The organism is Leyella stercorea DSM 18206 (assembly GCF_000235885.1).
Classification (GTDB): domain Bacteria; phylum Bacteroidota; class Bacteroidia; order Bacteroidales; family Bacteroidaceae; genus Prevotella; species Prevotella stercorea.
In genome coordinates this window covers 44351-67716 of record NZ_JH379465.1, presented here as the reverse complement: position 1 = coordinate 67716, position 23366 = coordinate 44351, and the positions used below count along the sequence as shown (strand labels likewise).

Sequence of the window (23366 nt, the reverse complement as noted above, 5' to 3'; positions counted from 1 at the left end):
TTAGGGTGTCAACCTTATTTAAAAAAAGACACGCAGCGTGGCAATAACATAATCAGATATAAAGGTGCGCGAGCCAGTGGCTACGCGAAATCAGCAAATGCAGAGTCTTGCTATTCTATGCTTCCAAGGCAGCAGCAAACTCGCGGTGGAACGTGCTGTGGAAGTGGATTATCTCGCGGCGAGCCTCGTCGTCGAGTTCCCAAATGTTAGCTTCGCCTGCACGGTGAGCCAGTATGTGGCGCACGCAGCGTGCTATCTTGCGTTTGTTGTTGCGCGCCTGGAGCTGGTCGCCCTGTATTGGTTTCTGCGAGATGTAGGAGAAGGCTGCGAGACGCTGCATGAAAGCCTCGTAGCGATTGAAGAGCAGCGCCTGGCGCATCATCTTCTCGGGGTCGGCGTCGAGACCGTCCATGTCAATGAGTCCGTCGAGGTTCTCGTGGCTCCAGTCGGCATCACTAAGCCAGTACCACTGGAAACCGAGGTGCTGCTCCATGTGCATGAGTCGCTGCGCAAGCATGTCCTCGTCTACGCTCTCCTCGGCACTGAACTGCTCGAAGGCGAAGCGTGCGAGAGCCACACCTGTGAGTTCCACAGCATCGGCACCCTCCACCTCGTCGCCTGTGAGAGCGATGCGCCAACGCATCATCTTGTTCTTCACGAGCACAGAGTGAGCACCCATGAGCAGGTCGCTGAGCGAGCCTTGCAGGTCGATCTCCTTCACGAGAGCCATGCGGTTGCGCATATCGCGCACCGAGAGTCGGTTGTCGTCGTTGAGCACGCACATATAGTTGAGCTTTCCCTCGTCGAGTGCTATCTGGAAGCGGTCGTTAGAGTGGTCGCCCACGAAAGCGTACGAGTAGTTGTTGATGTCGCTGTGCGCTATCTCAAGGTCGCCCGAGAGTTTGTTGCCGTCGGCATCGAGGAGCGAGAAGCCTACGTATGGTATCTGCAGGCGCAGCGTGAACGGATTGCCCTTGCGCGGAGTGAGTCGGCAGACGATGCCGTCGTCGCCGAAGTCGTCCTTACGCACAACGAAGCCCTCGTCGGTCTCCTGCGCACGGTCGATTTCTATGGTGCCCTGTCGCCATGTGAAGTCGAAAACAATCTCCTGGTCGTCCTCGCGCACTACAGAGAGGAAACGGTCGGGCGAGATGCCGAGATACACCGCCTCTACCGGCTGCACCTCCTCATCGCCGTCGCCAAGCACGCAGATGTCGAGACTGCCCACCATCGGGTCGTCCTCCCAATCGTCGGCATCGGCTCCGTCGGCGCGGAACACCACAAACGAGAGGCGGCACTGCTGGCGTGTGCCATCAGCGCGACATAGAAAATAAGATGTTTCTTCGGGTACGTAGATCGGACTGCTGATGTAGGGGTTCATGCAGCGAGTCGAGTATTCGACCTCAGTCCAAGCGGACGAGGCGTGTGTGTTTTTACTGCTTGTCATATATGCTTTACAATGTTATCCTTTAATCTTTTCGGGTGCTGTCTGCCAGGAACTGCGGCAAACGGAGTGCAAAATTACTAAAAAATGGCGAAATGAGCAAGCACAAAAAGAGAATTGAGAGTTGAGAGTTGAAAATTACGAAAAAGCAGGAAAACGGCTGGAGGATGGATGGAAGAAAGGCTGGTAGATTTCCCGTTTTCGAGGAAATCTACCAGCCTTTAAATGGTTTATAATATGAAGGTTACGGCGGTTCTGGAAGATATGGTAGATTTTTTCAGCAACCATACATTTCTACAGACAACCGTAAATTGAAGCGAAAAAATTACTTTTTCTGTGTCTTCGAGAACGAGTACGGAGCATCGCTCTCAGCCGTGCCGCGCTGCTTGTTAGGCTCCGAAGCCATATCGTAGACAAACTGTGCACCGTTCATAAGGTCGGTGCGCGTAACGTAGTTCTTGGTGTATGGAGCGCCGTTGAGCTGCAGCGTCTTCACGTAGCAGTTCTCGTCCTCGTTGTTGCGTGCCTTGATGCTTACGCTCTTGCCGTTCTCCAGATGGAGCGTCATCTCGTCGAAGCGCGGTGCGCCGAGCACATACTCGCCCGATCCTGGGCAAACCGGGTAGAAGCCCATTGCCGAGAACACATACCACGCAGAGGTCTGTCCGTTGTCCTCGTCGCCGCAGTAGCCGTCGGGGTTGGCGTTGTACATGCGATCCATAGTCTGGCGAATCCAGTACTGCGTCTTCCACGGCTCGCCCGAGTAGCCATAGAGATAAATCATGTGCTGTACGGGTTGGTTGCCGTGAGCGTAGTTGCCCATATTCATAATCTGCATCTCGCGAATCTCGTGGATAACAGCGCCGTAGTAGCTGTCGTCGAACAATGGCGGCACGTTGAACACCGAGTCGAGCATCTGGTTGAACACCTGCTTGCCACCCATAAGGTCGATAAGTCCCTGCGGGTCGTGGAACACCGACCATGTGTAGTGCCAAGCGTTGCCCTCGGTGAAGGCGTCACCCCACTTCAGCGGAGAGAACGGCTTCTGGAACTCGCCGTTCTTCAGACGACCGCGCATGAGGTTGGTCTCCTTGTCGAACACGTTGCGGTAGTTGAACGCACGCTTGCGGAACGGCTCAAGCTCCTTCTTCGACTTGCCCAGCTGCTTGCCGAACTGATATATACACCAGTCGTCGTAAGCGTACTCGAGTGTGCGAGCCACATTCTCGTTTATCTTCACGTCGTAAGGCACGTAGCCCAGCTTGTTGTAGTATTCGTAGCCGAGACGGCCGGTAGACGACACAGTTGGGTGAACAGCCTTTGTGCCATGCACCACAGCCTCCCAGAGCTTCTCTGCATCGTAGTTCTTCAGTCCGCAGAGGTAAGCGTCAGCCACGATAGACGCCGAATTGTTGCCCACCATGCAGCCGCGATGACCCGGCGAAGCCCACTCGGGCAGGAAGCCGCTCTCCTTGTATGCGTTCACCAAGCCAGCCTGCATCTTCTCGTTCATCGACGGATACATCACGTTGAGCAGCGGGAAGAGACAGCGGAAGGTATCCCAGAAACCGGTGTCGGTAAACATATATCCGGGCAGCACCTCGCCGTTGTACGGCGAATAGTGTACGATTTCGCCCTGCACATTCTTCTCGTAGAACGAGCGTGGAAAGAGCACCGAGCGGTAGAGGCACGAATAGAACGTGCGGAGGTGGTCGATGTCCTGCGATTTCACCTCTATCTTGCCCAGCACGTCGTTCCATGTCTTGCGTCCGAGAGCCTTCACAGCGTCGAAACCGTCGTTGCCAAGCTCCTTGAGATTCTCCACAGCCTGCTCCTCAGAGATGAACGACGAGGCGATGCGCACGTTGAGCTGCTCGCCGCGCTTTGTCTTGAAGCCTACGATGGCACCGGCGTGGTTGCACTGGCTCACCAGCTCGCCACTCTTTATCTCACCATTCACAACTACGGATGTATATGCGAACGGGCGGTCGAACTTCAGAACGAAGTAGTTCTTGAAGTTTTCGGGCACGCCGCCACTGTTCTTTGTCGTATAGCCCACAACCATGTTCTGCTCGGGCAGTACCTTAACGTATGAGCCATCGTCGTAAGCGTCAACGACGAAGCTCGCCTGCTCAGCTTCGGGATACGTAACGCGCATGATGGCAGCACGCTCCGTGGGCGCAATCTCGGTGACGACATCGTAGTCGGCAAGGTAGGCACGATAGTAATAAGGCGTAGCTACCTCTGCCTTGTGCGAGAACCACGACGCACGCTTCTCCTCATCGAACACGGGCGCACCTACCTCCGGCATAACGGCAAACTGACCGTAGTCGTTAATCCACGGACTCGGTTGGTGGGTCTGCTTGAAACCGCGCAGCTTGTCGGCAGAATAGGTGTATGTCCAGCCGTCGCCCATCTTTCCTGTCTGCGGAGTCCAGAAGTTCATACCCCACGGCATAGCCACAGCCGGATAGGTATTACCCGTAGAAAGCGAGTGCTTCGACTCCGATCCGACAAGCGTGCTGACGTAGTCAACCGGCTCGTAGGTCTTGGCAGTGCCTGCACACACGGAAGCGAGTGCGAGCACGGCGGGGAATAGTTTTCTCTTGCTCATATTTGTTTGTTTTAGTTATTGTAGATAATGTCTATAATATACTTCGTCATTGCAAAGTTAGCAATTTCAGCCGAAATACACAATAAACAACGCGCACATACGTTGTTTATTATAAACAATTAAACACATGAAAGCAATAATTTCGCTCGCTATATTACTAATGGCTACGCTCACGGCGTGGGCTGACAGCGCAAAAGACCGCTGGACAATCTATCCCAGTTACAGCAACATAACCGAGATTGAGCCTGTCGGCAACATTTGTTTTGTGCTCGCCTCGGGGGCAGTATTCTCCTACAACATCACGGACGGAGATGTGCAAACGTACGACAAAGCAGGCGTAATGTCAGACGTAGAGGTGAGCCACATCGGATGGTCGAAAGTTGCAAAGCGATTGGTTGTGGTCTACACAAACTCGAACATCGATCTGCTGTCTGCCAATGGCGACGTTATCAACGTGCCCGACCTCTACCGAAAGTCGATGACAGACAACAAGACCATCAACCACATCGATTTCGACGGTCCATACGCCTACCTCGCTACGGCATTCGGCGTGGTGAAGTTGAACACGCGCGACGGTGCCATCATGGACACCTATCAGCTCGACACCGACGTGAGCTACACGTACGTGAAGAACGGCTATCTGTATGCCGAGTCGAAGGAGCGCGGACGACTGCGCTGCAAGCTCACCGACAACCTGCTCGACAAGAGCCGCTGGGTGCGCGAAGACGGATTTACGACGCTGCGCGAGAATCGCACAAACGTACAAGACAAACAGACAAACCTCTGGTGGACAAAGACTGCCGACGGCAAACTGACGTATTACACCGTAGATGCCGATGGCAAACGCACATACAAAACAGAAGGTGTACTGCCCGAAGGTCCGGCATCGAACAACTTCTACCGACTCTACAATCACAACGGAAAGATATATGCCGTGGGTGGACTTTTCAGTCAGGAAACAAACGGCAATCTGCCTGGCGACGTGCATGTATGGGACGGCACTACATGGAGCCACTTCGAGCAACCTACAGAAGCACAACTCGGACATAAGAACGTCGACTATCTGTGCATGGACTTCGACCCACTGAAAGAAGGACACGTGATGGTTGGTGCCAAGAGCGGACTGTACGAGTTTCAGGACGGCAAGTTCGTGAAGTGCTACAACCGCGACAATAGTCCGCTCGAGTCGGCTACAGCCGACAAGAGCAAGAACTATGTCATGGCAACCGGCGTGAAGTACGACCCTACGGGCAATCTGTGGGTGCTGAACAGTCAGATTACAAATCCGCTGAAAATGCTCAGCAAGGACGGCGAGTGGAGCGTGATGAACAACATCGGATTGACGAAGGACAATGCTTGGGATGTGAAGGAGCTGTTTCTGAGTCCGACATACGGCTACATGTGGTTCGTGAACAGCTACTGGGAGGAGACGAAACTCTTTGCCTACGACTACAAGAACAACAAGCTGTACGACGCAGGCGGACCAACATTCACAAACGAGGACAACACTACGCTGAAGCCATACTATCTGTTTCATGTAACGGAGGACAAGAACAAAAATATTTGGCTGTCGACATCGGCGGGACCGCTGTATATGACGCCGAACGACGTGAAGAATGGTGGCGGTTGGGTGACACAACACAAGGTGCCGCGCAACGACGGAACGAACCTCGCCGACTATCTGCTCTCTAACGTAGAGACACGATGCATCGCCGTCGACGGCGGCAACCGCAAGTGGATAGCAACGTCTAACGGAGTGTTCCTCATCAGCGACGACTGCAACACGCAGGTCGAGCACTTCACCACCGACAACTCGCCACTGCTGTCGAACACAGTACACTACGTACTTGTCGACCCTAACTCAAGCACAGTATATTTTGCCACCGACAAAGGTCTGTGCTCTTATCAAAGCGATGCCACCACCCCGAACGAGAAGATGACCAAGGACAACGTATATGCCTACCCCAACCCCGTCACGCCCGACTACACAGGCGACATAACCATCGTCGGACTGAGCTATAACGCCGACGTGAAGATTGTCACAACCAACGGCACTCTAGTCAACCAAGGCAGAAGCACTGGCGGTTCGTACCGCTGGAACGGATGCGACCTGAAGGGCAAGCGCGTGGCGAGCGGCATCTACATGGTGGAGACAGCTACAGAAGACGGCAGCAAAGGTACTGTGTGCAAGATAGCCATCATCAACTAACTCACGATGTATATGATTTCTATTTGCATCGCTACATACAACGGCGCAAGATACATCGGCGAGCAGTTGGCATCGATACTCAAGCAACTCTCAGCCGAGGACGAAGTGGTGGTGAGCGACGACGGGTCTACGGACGGAACCTTAGACATTGTGCGCAGCTTTAACGACCACCGAATACGCATCGTCGACGGACCGCAACGCCACTCGCCTACGCTCAACTTCGAGTGGGCACTGCGCAATGCCAAAGGCGAATACATTTTTCTTGCAGACCAGGACGACGTATGGCTTGATGGCAAGGTGAGAAGATGCGTGGAGGAACTGCAGATGTGCGACTGCGTGGTGAGCGACGCGAGGGTTACGGACAGCCTTCTGAACACAACAAGCGAGTCGCTCTTCCAACTGATGCACGTAAGGCGCGGACGGCTCTCGAATCTTCTCTGGCGCAATGGCTATACGGGCTGTTGCATGGCGTTCAAGCGTGAGGTGCTGAGCAAGGCACTGCCCTTCCCTACCGACATCCCGATGCACGACATCTGGATCGGCAACGTGGCAGCGTTCTGCGGTTCGTTGCACTTCATCGACGACCGACTGCTGCTGTTCCGCCGACACGACGCGGCTACATCGTGCAACGGCAAGGGAAGCAATTACTCGCTTTGGCAGAAACTTTCGTTCCGCTGGCACACGCTTAAGAATATCGTCAAACTGAAAACCGGAATAAGATAACCTTATCTCAATACGCAACAGAAAAAACGTAATCCATGACTCTGAGCATAATAATACCTATATATAATGTGGCAGACTCGCTGCGCCGATGCGTAGACAGCGTGCTTGCGCAGCGCATCAGCGACTGCGAACTGCTGCTCGTCGACGACGGTTCGACCGACGAAAGCGGACGAATAGCTGACGAATACGCGGCAAAGCACGCCAACATACGCAGCTTCCACAAACCGAACGGCGGACTCTCCGACGCACGCAACTTCGGACTGCAACATGCCGTGGGCAGATACGTAACGTTCGTGGACAGCGACGACGAGGTGGCGGCTGATACGTATGCGCCGCTGCTCGATGCGCTCGCCAAACATGCCGAATACGACATCATCGAATTCACAATGCTGCAGAAGCCTGGTTTGCCCGACGAAACGCTGTTCTGTCCTGGCGAACATGTCTTCGACGATGCGCTCGACTGGCTCGCCTACAAGGGTACGGAGCACTGCTGGGTTTGCAACAAGATATTCAAGCGCGAACTGTTCGACAACGTAAGGTTCCCGATTGGAAAGAAGTTTGAGGATATGCTCACACACATCCTACTGATAAAGCAGCACCCGTGCATAGCTACCGTCAACCACGGACGTTACATCTACCACTACAATACGGAGGGCATAGCGGCGAAGGACAAGGCAAACGGACTGACATCGCTGCTCGAAGCACAGCTGACACTCGTAAGAGAGCTGGGTATCGACACGCGCAGACGGCGCTGGCACCGTCTGTACATGGACATGCTGACGGCGCAGCTATACACATTCCGCCGCACAGAAACCATACTTCTGAAGCCTCAACGCATTGCCATATGGGGTTACGCCACGTGGAAAGACTCGCTGAAGGCGCTGCTCGTAGACACAATCGGTCTGCGAATGACGTGCCGTTTGTTCAAAACATTAAGCCGATAAGATTATGAAGATAGTATATATTGTTGAGGATTTCGCCGAGAACGGCGGTGTAGAACGCATTGTCTCGCTGAAGGCCAACGAGCTTTCAACGAAGTACGGGCACGATGTGACGATAGTGTCTGTGTACAAGGACGAGCGACCCGTGCTGTATAGTCTTGACAAGAGCATAGGGTTCGTGAGACTCGACGTGCCGTTCGCCACGAAAAGCCACAGACGCATTGCGACACTCGCAAGTAGGTTGGCGACGCTCGCACGTGCTGCAAGCCGACTCAACAAGGCTGTGAAGCAGCTCAACCCCGATATCATCTTCTTCACCACAACGCTCGGCGCACTGCTTCTTCCGTTCTGTCGCACGAAGGCAAAGCGTGTGTACGAGTCGCATCTTGCGCGTCCGTTCAATCCGTACCAGCAGTTGTTCTGGCTCACGAAGCGCAGCGCCGATGCCGTTATCTGCCTCACGAAGGGCGACATGCACGCTTTCGGAGACGGCAGGAACGTGCAACTCATACCCAACTTCATTGAGCAGCCGAAACGCAGCGTGGCAGACTACAGTCGGAAGAAGGCGATAGCTGTGGGCAGACTGGAGAATCAGAAGGGATTCGACATGCTCATCGACTGCTGGAAACGAGTGTCTGAACAGCATCCCGACTGGCACCTGGACATATACGGTGTGGGGTCGCTTCACGACAAGCTGCAAGAACAAATAGACCAGCTATGTCTGAACGACTATATCACGCTCTGCGGACGCTCCAACAACATAATGGATGTCTACCCCGAATACAGTCTGCACATCATGTCGTCGCGCTATGAGGGTCAGCCGATGACACTCATCGAGGCGCAGGCGTGCGGTCTGCCTTCTGTAGTGTTCAACTTTAAGTTCGGTGCGGCTGACATTGTGCAGAACGGCGTCAACGGCATCATCGTGGAGCAGGGCGACCGCAAGGCGTTCAGTGAGGCACTCTGCACAATGATGAGTTCGGAGGATATGCGCAAGAAGTACGGACAGAATGCGTTCGAAGTGGGCAAACAGTATTTCAAAAACAACGTGTTCAGCAAGTGGATAGAGTTGTTGGAATTTATCTCAAAAGCGTAAATAACGGAAATGCAAAACAGAATACATTGGCTTGACAACCTACGAGGACTCTGTATGGTGGCAATACTATATGATCATACAGAGACATATTATATTGGTAAGAATGCAATAATCACAGACTTGTATGTAACGGATGCGTTGTACCTATTCTTCATCATATCAGGATACTTCATCTACAAACCTAACGGAGAAGTTTGCGTAAAACACAAGATGAAATCGATATTACGAACACTGATCATACCATATTTCATATTCACAACAGCAATGGCAATCCCAAAAGCCGTAGCTAATGGCAGAGAGTTAGACCTTATAGGTATAACAACAAATATATTGACCGGTCAGGCTTCGTGGTTTGTGGCGGCACTTGCTGTCGCTGAAATACTGTTTATCTCCACATTGAAAATAGTAAGGGGAAACATAAAATGGATGCTTGCGGTGTGCACAACTACATTTATAGCATCTATTTGGCTCTCGACTGTCACAAGCTATTGTTTCTGGCAGATAGACAATGCGCTGATGGCGATGCTATTTCTATTAATCGGTTATGCTTATCATAAATACGAGCCGAACATAAGAAACGACATCAAGTGGATAGTGGTGTGTCTATTGGCATTTGTGTTTTTAAAGATTTATGTAGTACGGGCAGATATAACATTGACTATATGGCACATCAACATCAGCAACTACGTAGTATTCGCAGCAAACGTAGTAATTGGTTGCCTCGCTATGTTCGGACTATTCCGTAATCTTCCATCATGTAGAATGCTCGAATGGATAGGAAAGCACTCACTCGTTTATTACTTCCTGTGTGGTGGTGTGCCGCTTCTTGTCAGCAAATTAGCTGCGCATGTCGGTTTCTATTACAACAATAGCCATGTAAGGGTGTTCGTAGCATTTGCTATTGTACTTATTGTCTCTACAATCCTTACATGGACAATCTACCGCTACATACCTTTTGTCACTGGCAGGAGACGTAGCAACCGACAATGGATAGTGGGTTAGGCATTGTTGACCATTTAGCCTTTGGCAAGCAGTGAGCGATATAATTGTTCGTACTGCTCTGCTACGTGGCGGTAGTCGTGATACTTGTGCACGAACTCCACGCTCTCGCACCGCATTTTTTCGAGCGTTCCGTCGGTGAAGAGGGCGCGCTCAATCGTCGCGATGTTCTCCTCGTCGGACACATCGGGGCGCACGTTGATGATCGGGCGCAGCGTATTCTCGCCAATAAACTCATAGTATTCTTCTTCGCCTCCGCCTATGACAACCGTTCCGCGTGCCATTGCCGCGAGCGAGTTCATCGACGGGGTGTAGCTGTAGAGCTGGTCAACAAGCACGTCCGCCTCAGCAAGCAGACGCATATACTCGTCGTAAGGCACTCCTTCTACGTATTTAATCTGCACCTTGCCGGGATGGCGACGCGCCACCTCCTCCACGAACATGGCTATCTTCATTGCACCTTTCATGAAGTCGCGCTTGGGCTGAAGACCGATGAGGATGGTGAGGGGATGAGAGGGTGCAAGTTGAGAGTTGTTGGGGTGAGATGGTGAGGTGGTGACATTACCAACACATCTCACCATCTCACCATTACACCATCTCACCATCTCACCATTACACCATTTCACCATCTCACCATCACACCATCTCACCATCTTTTCACACTCCATCGGCAGCGGTATGTAATGGAGTTTGGCAGCATAAGGCGGTTCGTTGTAGTCGAGCCAATACTCGTAGAGACAGGGCACGAGGGCATCAGCCATGGCTGTCGTCTTACGCCACGAAGCCTCAGCACCGTGCTCAACAACTTCAGCGATGCGGTCGCGATGCTGGTCGGTGTTCTGCAGTTGCCCACTCCAAAAGGTGTCGGAATAGGCAGGTACGCCCTGCGCCTGGCGACGGAATATCTGCGGGTCGTCGCCGAAGCAGCCTTTCACTACGCAGCGATTGGTGAGCTTGAGGAAACGCAGCAGCAGCGTGTTCCAGCGATACATGAGTGGCACGAACTGATAGTTGTGTATCTGCACCACGTCGTTGCCGCACAGTTGCGGTAGATGGCGCAGCAACTGCCACACCACCCACAAGCCTCCGAACTTGCCCCAACGCAGGTTACGGCGCAGGTCAATGTCGCGCGGAGCATCGTGCCATCCGTTGCCGTCGGACATAGTGAGCACGCGGTGTCCACGCTCGAGGAGTCCTTTCTTCAGTGTATTGTGAAGAAAGCTCGCCTCGCCTATCAATAGTATCTTCATATATCGTCTTTTTTATGATGGTGAGGTGGTGAGATGGTGATGTGGTGATGTGGTGATATATGTGGTGATATATGTGGGTAATGTCAACATCTCAACACATCAACACATCAACATTACATATCTCAACACCTCAACATCTCAACACCTCAACACCTCAATATCTCACAACCGCTTGAAGTTGCCGTTACCGTCGAGCACCTCGTAGGTCTCCACCGTGACACGCTTGCCCTTTATCTGCAGCACGTCGAACGAAGCGTTGCCGTCATCGTCGCGCCAGGCGTTATTCACCTGATGGATGTCGTAGCCACGATAGTGCTGAACCGACTTGGTGTGGGTGTGACCGACGAAGAAGGCTGCGAGGTTATAGTGTTCGAGGATGTCGAAGAGCTGCGTGCGCTGCTCCTCCGTCCACCACTCCAATGCCCACGCGTCGAAGCCGTAGTGCTGCACGTAGACCACGGGCTTACCGTCGGAAGCGTACTTCTTCAGGTCGTCGGCAATCCACTGCATGTTGCTCTCGCAGTAGGTGGTGTCGCCGGCAGCGAGTTGTGCGCACACGAAGTGAACGCCGCCGATGTCGAACGAGTAGGAACGCGACGAGCGGTGTATGTTCAAGATGCGTCCAGCCTGCTTCATGTCGAGCAGCGTAGAGTCGAGGTAATGGAGGTTGAACTCCATGCCAATGCGGTTCTGCTCCGGTCTGCCGCTTTCGGGCGAGATGTCGTGGTTGCCGAACGTGGGATAAGTGTCGTAGTGGATCTGTCGGTAGCCTGGTCCACGCTCCCAACGCTGCCGGTATAGGTCGAGTATCTTCGGATGCGACTTGTCAAAGAGGTCGCCGGCGAGTATCACTCCGTCGATGCGACGCTGGTCGCCGAGCGCATTGATGGCGAGCACATGGTGAAACTGGTCGGTCTCGGGTGGCAGGTCGAAATGCAGGTCGGCTGCAATGACAACGGTGCAGTTTGCCTCTCGCTTTTTCTCAGACGCATAGCCGTTGAGGGCTGAGAGCGCGAAGAGCAGCAGAGTGGCGAATATCATTTTTGTAAGCATAGTGAGATGTTGAGGTGGTGATAAGATGTTGTTATGGTGAGATGGTGATGTGGTGAGATTTGTTGAGGTGGTGAGATTTGTTGAGGTGGTGAGTTGTGCGGAGTAATGTCAACATCTCAACACATCAACATTACATATCTCACCATCTCAACACCTCAACAGCAGAACGCAACTAAATTGCGTTCTGCCCAACCTTGATTTCCTTCTCCACACTCTCGCCATCGCCCCAGATGAGCGTCAGCTTGAATGGGATATTGGTGTTAATAGTTACTTTTGGTTTCTCGTTGACAGAGTTGCGCTTAGCCACCTTGAACGAGATATTGCCGTCGGCACCGAGCGGATAGCGGTCGATGCCGTAAGCATCGAGCAGCTGCACGTCGAGCGTAACGTGCGAGTCTTGTATGTCGGCACGTATGCCGAAGATGTACTCGATAAGGTCAGCGATTGGCGGCAGACCGGTCCAGCCGACAAAGTCCTTGCGAGCCATGAAGCCCGGCGCAGCATCCTCCGGAGCGTAATACTCCCAGAACGTGCCCGTCTTGCGGTACACCTTCAGCACATTGTTGTAATGGTTCATCACGATGTCGTGAGCCAGTCGGCGATAGCCCTTCTCCACAAGTCCGGACACAACCATATAGTTGGTTCCGGGCCATACGCCACCTTCCCAGTAGCGTCCGTTAGCCTTATACTTCTGGTTGTCGGCAGCAAGCGACGCCACACGGTGCGGGCGGTTGAACTTGCAGGTGTCGTCGAGGTGCTCCACGAGGCGGTCGAGGCGCTGCTTGGGCAGCACATCGGTATGCAAAGCCCAATAAGCATAGATGCCCTGCGTCGCAGAGAGCGAGTCGTTGGCATACTGGTCGTAGAGGAAGCCGTCGCGTTCGCTCCACATGTTTTTGTTGATGTACGCCGAGAGATTCTTTATGTCGTCCTCAAACTCCTCTATCTCCTGCCAGCGTTCAAGATAGAAGCCCATCTTCAGCAGTATGTTCGCCACCATTATCTGCTGCAGGCAGGCGTCGAGCCATATCATGTGACCGTTGCTATAGATAGTGTTGTAGCCTTCGGGCACACGTGGCATATTGTCCATGCCCGTGCCCCATCCGCTGCTCCAGTAGGTACCGTTGCGCCAGGTGCGGTTGAGTTTGAGCCACTTGTAGTAGGCGGCAAGCACGGGGAACACCTTGTTCAGACGGTTGTCGTCGCCGAACTGCGTGTAGTAGAGCCACTCCGACCACGGCAACAGGTTCGGACCGGTAGATGTGGGGTCGTAGCGACCGAAGCAGTCGGAGCCGTCGGCGCGTATCTCGCGACAGATAAATCCGTCGGGATGTTGCTTGGCGTAGAAGTTGTCGAGCGTCTTCTGGAACGGGAAAAAGCGGTCGCCGTAGCGGCAGAACATCGTGATGAACGCGTCGTCCCACATGAAGATGTTGCCGTTGTAGGCGGGCGAGATGTATGAGGTGACGAAACCCGAGTCGTCGAGCGGCTGACAGACGTTCTTCAGACCTATCTGCCACGCCTTCCAGTACATCTCTATCTCCTTCGGGTGTCCCTCCCAATAGGGCGAGGGCAACACCTTGCGTGCCTGTTCGAAAGTGCCGGGCTTCGGTTTCTCTACCTTTGCCGTGCGGAACGTGTTCTCCGCCACGAGTGTCTGCATTACATACGTGTTCTTGTAAGGCAGCTTGTAGAGCGGCGAGCCAGAAGAGATGAGGTTCTGAGCCGGCGCAAGCACCGCAAAGAGCGAGGCTGTAAGGGTTAATATCGCTTTCTTCATCTTATTTTTATATTACTTGATTACTCCGTATGTGAGCAACTGCTTGATACGCTTGAACACGTCGGTGTTTTCGTAGATTCCGGTGAAGTGTTCTGCGCCCGGACCGAACGCGTAGACCGGAACCATAGCGCCGGAGTGGTCGCGTGTAGAGAAGCAGCACTCTACGCGTCCTTCGTTCTTGTTGCCGTTGACGAGCGTGAGTCCGCCAGTCTCGTGGTCGGCTGTAACAACGACGAGTGTCTCGCCGTCCTCTGCCGCCCACTTCATCACCTTACCCACGGTCTGGTCGAAGTCGAGTGTCTCCTTCATCAGCATATCGAGCTGGTTGAAGTGGCCGTAGTCGTCGAGCTGCGAGCCTTCGATCATCATGAAGAAGCCCTTCTTGTTGCGGTTCATCAGTTCGATGCCCTTCATAGACGCACGCGCAAGTAGGTCGCCGCGCTCGTCGGGCAGCGGAGTGTCCTTGTCGTAAGGCACGGCGAAGACACGGCTGTTCTTATCGTAAGCGAAGAAGTCGTCGAGCGAACGCGAAACGTGATAGCCTTTCTGCATAAGCTCGCTGAAGACGTTGCGTCCGTCCTTGCGGTTGGTGAACTTCTCCGCTCCACCACCGAACACGAAGTCGACACCACTTGTAGGATAGTCGCCGACGAGCTCTTCCTCCTTGTCGCGGTCGACGTTATGGCAGCAGAAGTCGCATGGCGTAGCGTCCCAAAGTCGGCATGTGACGGCGATGCCCGCATCCTTGCCGAGCTCCTTCGCCACATCTACGAGCGAGGGCACTGGTTTGCCTTCTGTGTCTACACCTACGGCATGGTAGTTGGTCTTTACGCCCGTAGCGAGCGATGTGCCACCCGAGCCGGAGTCGGTGACGAGCTTGTTGGCTGCCCACGTCTTCGACAGACCTGTGGCGGTGGCGTTCTCAAGCCACAACTTGCCGCGGTTGGCTGTCCATGCGGTGTAGACGTGCATGAGGCTCATACCGTCGCCAATCATCAATATCACATTCTTCACCTTCTTGCCCTTCGGTGTCGCGATCTTCTCAACGGCGTATGGCTTGTCGTATGTGAAGGTCTGGGTGGGCATGTTGTATTGTGCGCTGGCACTCTGCACGCAGAGGGCGAGGGCTGCTATGACTAATGCTTTCTTTATTTTCATATTGTTCTATTATAGATTGCTCATTGATTGCTATACAAACACGACTGTGTCAGGTCGTAGACAAAGGTAAGAATTATTTTTGTGAACAGGAAAGTTTTCTTAACATTGCGAGACATAATTGCGTTTTTTTCTATATTTTTGCAGTGTACTGAAGATTTACTTTGGTCGACATTCAGAATTAATTCGTTAAAACATAAAAAGGGAATGAATAAAAATCTATTACTCTCATTGCTCTTCTTGCTTATTGTGGGAACGACATTCGCTCAACACCAGTTTCACTTCAAGGACGGCAAGTTCAAGGTGGTGCAGTTCACCGACATCCACTGGGACCCTACATCGCCCGGATGCGACACTACACGCAACACCATCCTGTCTGTACTCAACCAGGAGAAGCCCGATATCGCTATACTGACGGGCGATATCGTCACAGCCAATCCTGCCAAGAAGGGCTGGGAGGCTGTCATAAAGATATTCGAAGAGGCGAAGATGCCGTTCGCAGTAACGCTGGGCAATCATGATGCCGAACCGCAGTTTATGAGCAAGCAGGAGATATTCAACATACTGCTGAAGTCGGCTTACTTCGTAGGTTCGCACGGACCGAAAGGCATACCGGGGCACGGTCAGTACGTCATTCCGGTGTATGACTCCAAGGAGAAGGACAAGGTGAAGTCGCTGCTCTACTGCATCGACTCGAACAACTATCCGGAGACCGACGAACTGGGACACTACGACTGGATTCACTTCGAGCAGATTGCCTGGTACCGCGACCAGAGCAAACACTACACGGCGATGAACGGCGGCAAACCGCTACCTGCGTTGGCGTTCTTCCACATCGCGCTGCCCGAATACAAAAATCTGATGAACCGCAAAGGCACCTGGGGCAGATGCGACGAGGGCGAGGTATGTTCGGCTGACATCAATAGTGGCATGTTCGCTTCGTTCGCCGAGTGTAAGGACGTGATGGGCGTGTTCGTCGGTCACGACCACGACAACGAGTTCATAGGACTGGAGAAGGGTATCTGCCTCGCCTACGGACGTGTTACGGGTACGGATGCTTACGGCGGACTGGTGCGCGGTGGTCGCGTCATCGAGATGTACGAGGGCGAGAGACGTTTCGACTCGTGGGTGACTACGCCGCAGGGCAAGGAATTCGCCTTCTATTATCCGTCGGGTATCACCTCGATTGACGAAGAGGGACCGTACCTGCCTGCCGTGAACGTGAAGCCGAAGAAGCACGGCGTGAACTACACCTACTACGAAGGTAAGTTCAAGAAGACTGCCGACATCTTCAACAATGGTAAAAAGATGAAGGAGGGCGTGCTGAACAACTTCATCATTACCGAGGCTCGAAGCGAGGACCACTTTGGCTACGACTTCCGCTCGTACATAAAGATTCCGAAGAAGGGTGTCTATTATTTCGACATCGCTTCCGACGACGGCTCACGACTGTTCATCGATGGCAAGGAGATTATAGACAACGACGGCTCGCACAGTCAGGAGTTCGTGGCTGGAAAGGTAGCACTCGACGAGGGTTTTCATGAGATGCGCGTACTCTACTTCGAGGATTACATGGGACAGAGCCTTAAAATAAAGATTACGGATCGCTACAACAGTAGCCGCATACTGCCTGACGATATGCTTTACGCTAAATAAAGGTAAAGTTATCACGCAAAAAACTCCGCACAGCGAAACATTCTGCTGTGCGGAGTTTTTTTTGTTTAATAAATATTAGTAGCCGATGGCTAACGAGTGTTTGAAACCGTCGGTCAATGAGTCTTTAATAGCCATCGTTCTGGCGAAGCAAGCCACCCGACTTCGTAACCTCCGTTGACGGATACGGGAACACCATGAGATGGTCATCGTATGCAACGGGCTTAACAGCAGGGTCAACTTCGTTCAGATAGTCGGCGTAGGGACCAACGACGAAGGTGCTACTCCAGTCGCTACGCTCGGCATAGTGGCGTGCACGTGGGTGAGCGTTCAGCTCCTTCTGAGCAAGTGCCTTGATTTCTGCATCGCCAGAGTGGAACCAACGCTTGAGGTCGTAGAGGTGGTCGCTGTACTCGAAGGCGAGCTCGCAACGGCGCTCGTGGTAGAGGTCGGTCCATGTGGCGTTGCCCGAAAGCGGAGTGAGGTGCGAACGGTTGCGCACGCGGTTGATATCCTTTGCAGCGAGGTCGGCATGACCGAGCGCGAGGTTTGCCTCGGCACGGAACAGAAGCATCTCGGCAAAGCGGATGAGCGGCATATTCACACGCGCTGTAGGCCAGTCGCCGTTAGAGCTTACATATTCCTTCGTTGCATTCTCGTGTTTGAACGGATCCATGTACTTGTTGATCATGAAGCCCGACTCAACGTCTGAGGTTGAGTAGAACTTGCGTGTCTCACCGAAGAACTGGAACTCCTGTCCGTATTCGAGCACCGAACGTGTGATGCGGGCGTTGCCGACACCGTCCTTCAGCATCTCCTCGAAAATGTCATAAGAGGGTTTAATCTGACCCCAACCGTTGTAGATGCCCCAACCCTTGTTCTCAAGGATTACGCCAGGGAACTCAGAGCCGCCAGGTGTGTCGCCACCAGTGCCTGCAATACCGAAGAGGTACTCCTTGGTCCAATAGTTGGAGAAGTCGGAAGAAAAGACATCGGCGAACTCCGGTGCGAGATCGCGGCCGTAGTCCTGTTCCAACGAGTTGACCATAGAGATGACGTTCGACCACTGCGACTTGTCGAAAGCAGCCCAGTAAGCATACACCTTAGCCTTGTAAGCAACAGCGGCTGCCTTGTGAGCACGTCCGCGGTTGTCGATGTCGTACTCCTTGAAATTAGGCAGATACTTGATGGCATTGTCGAGGTCTTCGATAATCATCTTGTAGTTGTCCATTACAGTAGCCTGCTGCTTCGGAATAGAGTTGTCGTAGCCGCCAGCGAAGTCTTCATAACGTACAAACGGTACGCCCTGTTTGTCGTTACCATAGCGGTAAGCAACATAGAAGTGGCTGAAGGCACGCATGAAGAACGCCTCGCCAAGCGAGCGCTTCTCGACAGCGGTAAGAGCGGTTTTCTGCTCCTTATTCAGCAACTGCTCCACAACCCAGTTGGCGCGAGAGATAACACCTGTCAAACGCTCGTATGTACCTTTAAGAGGCGACTCGTCACCTGTATACTGGAGCGTGGCGAGGGTGTTGTAGCTGCGCGTACGACCCCAAACGATGTCGCACGCACCACCTTGCTCCCAATAGATTTCGCGACCGAAGAGGCCCTCCTGATGAATCGGTCTATAGAGAGCATCGATAGCATCTATCGCCTGGTTGTCATTAGTAAAATATTGCGTCGTCGTCGGATCGCCCTCCTTCTGTACGTCGAGGAAGTCGCTACACGAGCTCAACAGTGCCGCAGAGAAAACGGCTGCCAATATATATTTTGCTTTCATAGATATTGCTTTTTAGTTGTATTAGTAAGTAAGTTTCACACCGAATGAGAATGTGCGAGCCACCGGATACTTCATTGCGTCCCATCCGCCACACTCTGGGTCGATGCCAGTGTAGTTAGTGATGGTGCAGAGGTTCTCGCCACTTACGTAAACACTCAGACGACTGTTGCGCGAGTTGAGGTGTGCACTCTTGCGAAGTAGGTTGGTGAGGTCGTAGCTCACGGTCACGTTCTTCAAGCGGAGGTAAGAGGCGTTCTCAAGATACCAGTCGGAAGGTGTAGAGAAGTTGCCGTTCGGATCGTTCTTTGAGAGGCGCGGAATGTCCGAATCGCGGTTTGTCTCACTCCATGCGTCGAGGATGCGCGAGTCGCGGTTGAAGTTGCCCTCCACGTCAGAAAGTGTCATAAACTTGGCTACGTTCATAGCCTTGGCACCTGCCACGCCCTGAAGCATTGCAGAGAAGGTGAGGTCTTTCCATGTGAAGCCGGCAGAGAACGAGAAAGTGTACTTCGGTGTGGCTGAACCACAATATTGGCGGTCGGCATCGGTAATCTTGCCGTCGTTGTTGTAGTCGATGAACTTCAAGTCGCCTGCCTTTGCGTTGGGCTGAATACGATTGCCGTCCTTGTCTACATAAGCTGCAGCTTCAGCGTCGCTCTGGAAGATGCCACCGTTCTTTATGAGATAGAACGAACCGAGAGGCTGACCCTCTGCATCCTGATAGCAGTAAGGCAGATTGCGGAACGAACCGTCGCCAGTCCATACGCCGGGCTTACCGTTGGCATCGCGCACGCCGATATTGCTAACCCAGTTCTTGAGCCAAGCGAAGTTGCCACTAACGTAGTACGACCAATCCTTGTTGATGCGGTCGTTCCAGTTGAGCGAAAGCTCTATACCACGGTTGCGTACCTCGCCCTGATTGATGAGCATCGGGTCGAGACCGATAGAACTTGGCCAGTTCATCGACTGGGTCTGGATGAGGTCGAAGGTGCGCTTCTCGAACCAGTCGAACTGCATAGCCAAGCGGTCGTTGAACATATTGAGGTCGATACCGAGGTCGAACTGTTCTGATGTCTCCCAAGTAAGCTTGTTGTTGAGAGCGATAGAGTTGTAGATGAATGTGTCCCACAGCAGGTTCTTCTCAACGCCATACTGTGCCTGCTCCTGCCATGAGTCCTTAGAGAGCACTGCCGAGCGGTAGTTGTAGCCGATAGAGCCGAGGTTGCCTACTCTACCCCAAGAAGCGCGGAGCTTCAGGAGCGACACAACGTCGGTCTTCGGGAAGAACGCCTCGTTAGAGATCTTCCAACCGGCTGTCACTGCAGGGAAGTCGCCGTGGTTCTTGCTCTTAGGCAGACGACCGGCGTAGTCGCGGCGCCAAGAAGCGGTGAGGAAGTAGCGGTCGTCGAAAGAGTAAGCCAGACGACCGATGAGCGACACGTTGGCATCAGGACCTGTGAGGTAGTCCTTGCCCGACACCGAACCTGCGTAAGCGATATACTGCAGATAATCTGACTCGTCGGCGAAGGTCTTGCCGTTCAGCTCGAAACCACGCACGTTGAAGTGGTCGGCTGTGGTAGAGAAGAGTGCGCCCACGGTGTGCTTGCCGAAGGTATTGTCGTATGTAAGGGTGTTCTCCGTCTTCCACTGGTCGGTGCGGTAGGTGCTCTCGGTGAGCGAGTTGCTACCGTCGGGCTTACCTACTTCGTCGCGACGTGGCGAGAAGCCTTTGTAGAAGTTCGACTGCAGGTTGTATGTGAAGCGGCTCACGAACTTCAAGCCCGGCACTACGTTAGCTATCTCTAACGATGTGGTTGACCAGGCATCGTTGGTGCGGTCGAAGATATTCTTCGATGAAAGGGTGTTGATTGGGTTAACAGCATCGCCATGGGCATCGGCGAAGTTGTTGCCATATGTAGCGATGTACTTTGGATCCTCGGTTGTTGTTCCGCCGAAGCCGCTCTTTGTAAACGGACTGTAAACGGTGGCACTTGCCGGCATGTAGATAGCCGAGAGAATCGGTCCGGTGTAGCCCTCGTTTGTAGCGGTAGTGCGACTCTCAGTGTTCTTCCACACGAAGTCTTCGCTGATAGACACCCACTTGTTAATCTGATACTTGCCCGTATAGTGCAGCGCGAGGTTCTTGTTGAACGTGTAGCGCATGATGCCCTCGTCGTTGTCGTAAGCGAACGAGAGGCGGTTGGTGAAGGTGTCGGTACCGGTGCTAATGGCTACATTGTGGCGCTGGTAGAAGGCGGTGCGGAACACCTCGTCCATCCAGTTGGTACGGGTTGTTGCAATCCAAGGATTCTTCTCAACGTTCCAGCCGTCGGGCAATGGGAGTCCGGCGTTTGCGAACGAGCGCTTACGCATCTCAATCTCTTGCTGAGCGTTGAGCGGTTTGGGCAGGTTAGTGGCGTTACGCACACCCACCATACCATCGTAAGACACAGATGTAGCACCCTTCTTTGCCTTCTTGGTGGTAACGAGCACTACGCCGCCTGCTCCCGACTGCGCACCGTAGATAGCAGCCGAAGCGGCATCCTTCAACACTACGATCGACTCAATGTCGTTGAGCGAAGCAATCGGTGCACCCGGCACTCCGTCGACAACCCACAGCACGTTGTCGCCGTTCTGCGAACCTTGACCACGGATTACGATGTTAGGAGCGGCTGTAGGGTCGCCACCATCGGCAGCCACAGTAACGCCTGCCAGCTGACCCTGCAACATGCCCTCGGTAGAGGTGACGGGACGCACTGCAAGCTCGTCGACATTGCTCACAACGCCAACGGCTGCCGAGAGGTCTTTCTTCTTGGTAGCGGTACCGTAGCCGATAGCCACCACTTCGTTGAGCATCTTGCTGTCCTCCTCGAGAACAACAGCGATGTCGCGATTGTTCGCTCCTACCTTTACGTTCTTGGTTGTATAGCCTACATACGATATCTCAAGCGTGCCTCCAGGCATCACCTGAAGCGCAAAATTACCATCTATATCTGTTACTGTGGCAGCCTTATAGCCCACCAGTTTTACCGAGGCTCCGATGATCGGCTCTCCGTTCTGATCCTTCACAACACCATGTACGGAAATGCTACCGCGCAACGGCTGCTGAACCTCAGTGGCATTGGCAAAAGCAGTGCCTGCATAAGCCGAGGAGGAAAACGACAACATGGAACATGCGGCTACTCCGAAGATACCCCACATCCAATTTTGTTTAGAAAAACCTTTTCCCATGTTCAATAAGTTTTAATTAATATATGCAGTAGATTATTATTCGCTGTAAATGTAATAGTTTATATTCATTGCAAATGTAGGGAAAATATTAAAATCAAGCAAATAAATGTTTCAAAGATTTAAATAATGAAACGCTATTTTAAAGATTACGTATCAAAACAACTGAAAAACAGAGCGAATCCGACTGATTAGCAACATCTTTTTGCATTGATGCAAGACAATACGAGGCAAAAAAAACGTGCATAACTTTTGCCGTTACATATTAAAATGCTAACTTTGCAAATGGAAAAAGCTATACATTATTATATAATGTGGCAGACCGACAACGAAACAAACGTTTTTATACATAAAACAATAAACAATTATGGTAAACTACAAAGAATTGGGCTTGGTGAACACACGTGATATGTTCGCAAGAGCCATCAAGGGTGGTTACGCTATCCCTGCATTCAACTTCAACAACCTCGAGCAGCTCCAGGCTATCATCAAGGCTTCTTCAGAGCTGAAGTCACCGGTTATCCTCCAGGTATCTAAGGGTGCACGTGCTTACGCTAACGAGACTCTTCTCCGTTACATGGCAGAGGGCGCTGTAGAGTACGCTAAGGAGCTCGGCTGCGAGCATCCTGAGATCGTTCTCCACCTCGACCACGGTGACAGCTTCGAGCTTTGCAAGAGCTGTATCGACCTCGGCTTCTCTTCTGTAATGATCGACGGTTCTTCACTTCCTTACGAGGAGAACATCGCTCTTACAAAGAAGGTTGTAGATTACGCTCATCAGTTCGACGTAACTGTAGAGGGCGAGCTCGGTGTATTGGCAGGTGTAGAGGATGAGGTATCTTCTGAAGTATGCCACTATACAAAGCCTGAGGAGGTTATCGACTTCACAACTCGTACAGGCGTTGACTCACTCGCTATCTCTATCGGTACTTCTCACGGTGCTTACAAGTTCACACCGGAGCAGTGCACACGCGACCCGAAGACTGGCAAGCTCGTTCCTCCTCCATTGGCATTCGACATCCTCGACGAGATTATGGTGAAGCTTCCTGGTTTCCCAATCGTTCTCCACGGTTCTTCTTCTGTACCACAGGAGTATGTTGACATGATCAACGAGTACGGTGGCAAGTTGCCTGACGCTGTTGGTATTCCTGAGGAGCAGCTCCGCAAGGCTTCTGCTTCTGCAGTTTGCAAGATCAACATCGACTCTGACTCTCGTCTCGCATTCACCGCTGCTGTTCGTAAGGTATTCCACGACAAACCAGGTGAGTTCGACCCGCGTAAGTACTGCGGTCCTGCACGCGACCTCATGGAGCAGATGTACAAGCACAAGATCACTGAGGTGCTCGGTTCTGACGGCAAGCTCGCTCAGTGCTAATCAAGCAGCTTAGTATTAAAAGCTAAATAAACACGGCGCGCCCGAAACGTTCATTCGTTTCGGGCG

Annotated in this window: 15 protein-coding genes; 7 read left to right on the top strand and 8 right to left on the bottom strand. The window is 52.7% G+C overall.

What is annotated here, in order from left to right:
- Positions 1 to 115: 115 nt before the first annotated feature.
- A complete protein-coding gene (locus HMPREF0673_RS11605) occupies positions 116 to 1447 on the bottom strand; it encodes a hypothetical protein (RefSeq protein WP_040596936.1) in 1332 nt (443 codons plus the stop codon).
- Between the two features lie 322 nt (positions 1448 to 1769).
- Positions 1770 to 4058, bottom strand: a complete 2289-nt coding sequence (locus HMPREF0673_RS11600; protein ID WP_007902671.1) for a GH92 family glycosyl hydrolase — start codon at positions 4056 to 4058, stop codon at positions 1770 to 1772.
- A gap of 127 nt (positions 4059 to 4185) precedes the next feature.
- Here HMPREF0673_RS11600 and porZ point away from each other — a divergent pair, with 127 nt between their 5' ends.
- The 5 genes from porZ to HMPREF0673_RS11575 are packed head-to-tail and all read left to right on the top strand — an operon-like array spanning position 4186 to position 10029.
- Positions 4186 to 6267, top strand: coding sequence for a type IX secretion system anionic LPS delivery protein PorZ (porZ, locus tag HMPREF0673_RS11595; protein ID WP_007902670.1), 2082 nt, complete (start codon positions 4186 to 4188; stop codon positions 6265 to 6267).
- Between the two features lie 12 nt (positions 6268 to 6279).
- The gene (locus HMPREF0673_RS11590) at positions 6280 to 6990 is read left to right on the top strand and encodes a glycosyltransferase family 2 protein (RefSeq protein ID WP_040596943.1); all 711 of its coding nucleotides are present in this window, start codon (positions 6280 to 6282) and stop codon (positions 6988 to 6990) included.
- A 35-nt stretch (positions 6991 to 7025) separates the two neighbouring features.
- Positions 7026 to 7934 carry a glycosyltransferase family 2 protein gene (locus tag HMPREF0673_RS11585; RefSeq protein ID WP_007902664.1) on the top strand — a complete coding sequence of 303 codons (909 nt, stop codon included), beginning with the start codon at positions 7026 to 7028 and terminating at the stop codon, positions 7932 to 7934.
- 4 nt (positions 7935 to 7938) lie between these two features.
- The gene (locus tag HMPREF0673_RS13535; protein ID WP_007902660.1) at positions 7939 to 9027 is read left to right on the top strand and encodes a glycosyltransferase family 4 protein; all 1089 of its coding nucleotides are present in this window, start codon (positions 7939 to 7941) and stop codon (positions 9025 to 9027) included.
- A gap of 9 nt (positions 9028 to 9036) precedes the next feature.
- Positions 9037 to 10029 (top strand): acyltransferase family protein, encoded by a 993-nt coding sequence (locus HMPREF0673_RS11575; protein ID WP_040596934.1) that lies wholly within the window; start codon positions 9037 to 9039, stop codon positions 10027 to 10029.
- 14 nt (positions 10030 to 10043) lie between these two features.
- Here HMPREF0673_RS11575 and HMPREF0673_RS13530 read toward each other — a convergent pair whose 3' ends face one another.
- From HMPREF0673_RS13530 to HMPREF0673_RS11555, 4 genes are all read right to left on the bottom strand, one after another.
- Positions 10044 to 11276: a glycosyltransferase gene (locus HMPREF0673_RS13530; RefSeq protein WP_007902657.1), complete on the bottom strand. Its 1233-nt coding sequence runs from the start codon at positions 11274 to 11276 to the stop codon at positions 10044 to 10046.
- 162 nt (positions 11277 to 11438) lie between these two features.
- Positions 11439 to 12329: a metallophosphoesterase family protein gene (locus HMPREF0673_RS11565; protein WP_007902654.1), complete on the bottom strand. Its 891-nt coding sequence runs from the start codon at positions 12327 to 12329 to the stop codon at positions 11439 to 11441.
- A 172-nt stretch (positions 12330 to 12501) separates the two neighbouring features.
- On the bottom strand, positions 12502 to 14109 hold the full coding sequence (locus tag HMPREF0673_RS11560) for an MGH1-like glycoside hydrolase domain-containing protein (protein ID WP_007902652.1): 1608 nt from the start codon (positions 14107 to 14109) through the stop codon (positions 12502 to 12504).
- Positions 14110 to 14121: 12 nt separating this feature from the next.
- A complete protein-coding gene (locus HMPREF0673_RS11555) occupies positions 14122 to 15267 on the bottom strand; it encodes an alkaline phosphatase (RefSeq protein ID WP_007902648.1) in 1146 nt (381 codons plus the stop codon).
- A gap of 204 nt (positions 15268 to 15471) precedes the next feature.
- Here HMPREF0673_RS11555 and HMPREF0673_RS11550 point away from each other — a divergent pair, with 204 nt between their 5' ends.
- Positions 15472 to 16920 (top strand): PA14 domain-containing protein, encoded by a 1449-nt coding sequence (locus HMPREF0673_RS11550; RefSeq protein WP_007902645.1) that lies wholly within the window; start codon positions 15472 to 15474, stop codon positions 16918 to 16920.
- Positions 16921 to 17044: 124 nt separating this feature from the next.
- Here HMPREF0673_RS11550 and HMPREF0673_RS11545 read toward each other — a convergent pair whose 3' ends face one another.
- Together HMPREF0673_RS11545 and HMPREF0673_RS11540 are read right to left on the bottom strand one after the other, a co-directional pair.
- Entirely contained in the window at positions 17045 to 18697 is a 1653-nt protein-coding gene (locus HMPREF0673_RS11545) for a RagB/SusD family nutrient uptake outer membrane protein (protein ID WP_007902640.1), read from the bottom strand.
- Positions 18698 to 18718: 21 nt separating this feature from the next.
- Entirely contained in the window at positions 18719 to 21928 is a 3210-nt protein-coding gene (locus HMPREF0673_RS11540; RefSeq protein ID WP_007902633.1) for a SusC/RagA family TonB-linked outer membrane protein, read from the bottom strand.
- 364 nt (positions 21929 to 22292) lie between these two features.
- Here HMPREF0673_RS11540 and HMPREF0673_RS11535 point away from each other — a divergent pair, with 364 nt between their 5' ends.
- On the top strand, positions 22293 to 23300 hold the full coding sequence (locus HMPREF0673_RS11535; protein WP_007902629.1) for a class II fructose-bisphosphate aldolase: 1008 nt from the start codon (positions 22293 to 22295) through the stop codon (positions 23298 to 23300).
- Positions 23301 to 23366: the final 66 nt, after the last annotated feature.

Bases quoted from the DNA above. Each gene is read 5' to 3' on its own strand.
- HMPREF0673_RS11605 (WP_040596936.1), bottom strand. From the start codon at position 1,447: ATGACAAGCAGTAAAAACACACACGCCTCGTCCGCTTGGACTGAGGTC.
- HMPREF0673_RS11600 (WP_007902671.1), bottom strand. From the start codon at position 4,058: ATGAGCAAGAGAAAACTATTCCCCGCCGTGCTCGCACTCGCTTCCGTG.
- porZ (WP_007902670.1), top strand. From the start codon at position 4,186: ATGAAAGCAATAATTTCGCTCGCTATATTACTAATGGCTACGCTCACG.
- HMPREF0673_RS11590 (WP_040596943.1), top strand. From the start codon at position 6,280: ATGATTTCTATTTGCATCGCTACATACAACGGCGCAAGATACATCGGC.
- HMPREF0673_RS11585 (WP_007902664.1), top strand. From the start codon at position 7,026: ATGACTCTGAGCATAATAATACCTATATATAATGTGGCAGACTCGCTG.
- HMPREF0673_RS13535 (WP_007902660.1), top strand. From the start codon at position 7,939: ATGAAGATAGTATATATTGTTGAGGATTTCGCCGAGAACGGCGGTGTA.
- HMPREF0673_RS11575 (WP_040596934.1), top strand. From the start codon at position 9,037: ATGCAAAACAGAATACATTGGCTTGACAACCTACGAGGACTCTGTATG.
- HMPREF0673_RS13530 (WP_007902657.1), bottom strand. From the start codon at position 11,276: ATGAAGATACTATTGATAGGCGAGGCGAGCTTTCTTCACAATACACTG.
- HMPREF0673_RS11565 (WP_007902654.1), bottom strand. From the start codon at position 12,329: ATGCTTACAAAAATGATATTCGCCACTCTGCTGCTCTTCGCGCTCTCA.
- HMPREF0673_RS11560 (WP_007902652.1), bottom strand. From the start codon at position 14,109: ATGAAGAAAGCGATATTAACCCTTACAGCCTCGCTCTTTGCGGTGCTT.
- HMPREF0673_RS11555 (WP_007902648.1), bottom strand. From the start codon at position 15,267: ATGAAAATAAAGAAAGCATTAGTCATAGCAGCCCTCGCCCTCTGCGTG.
- HMPREF0673_RS11550 (WP_007902645.1), top strand. From the start codon at position 15,472: ATGAATAAAAATCTATTACTCTCATTGCTCTTCTTGCTTATTGTGGGA.
- HMPREF0673_RS11545 (WP_007902640.1), bottom strand. From the start codon at position 18,697: ATGAAAGCAAAATATATATTGGCAGCCGTTTTCTCTGCGGCACTGTTG.
- HMPREF0673_RS11540 (WP_007902633.1), bottom strand. From the start codon at position 21,928: ATGGGAAAAGGTTTTTCTAAACAAAATTGGATGTGGGGTATCTTCGGA.
- HMPREF0673_RS11535 (WP_007902629.1), top strand. From the start codon at position 22,293: ATGGTAAACTACAAAGAATTGGGCTTGGTGAACACACGTGATATGTTC.